The sequence below is a fragment of the Gemmiger formicilis genome (assembly GCF_016901605.1).
Lineage (GTDB): Bacteria > Bacillota > Clostridia > Oscillospirales > Ruminococcaceae > Gemmiger > Gemmiger formicilis_B.
In genome coordinates this window covers 1-218 of sequence record NZ_JACJKP010000944.1, presented here as the reverse complement: position 1 = coordinate 218, position 218 = coordinate 1, and the positions used below count along the sequence as shown (strand labels likewise).

At 58.3% G+C, this 218-nt stretch carries 1 pseudogene; it reads right to left on the bottom strand.

What is annotated here, in order from left to right:
- Nucleotides 1-15: 15 nt before the first annotated feature.
- Nucleotides 16-218 (bottom strand): annotated as a pseudogene (locus tag H6B10_RS17350) (hypothetical protein); the annotation flags it as partial.

The following is a 218-nucleotide window of genomic DNA, read 5'->3' as shown; positions in this document are numbered from 1 at the left end:
TGGATCTGGAACTGCCTATTGTACTGGGTGCCAATGAAGAACACCTGAAACAGGGCGCTGCACACCTGACCCAGACCTCATACCCCATCGGCGGTGAAAACACCAACTGCGTACACAGTACACCACATAACGCTGGCTGTTGCCGCCCAGCGGGTGGCAGGTTACCAGGGTCAGCAGATCGCGCCCGGGCTGAATCAGCAGTGCATCCACGTCGGTAG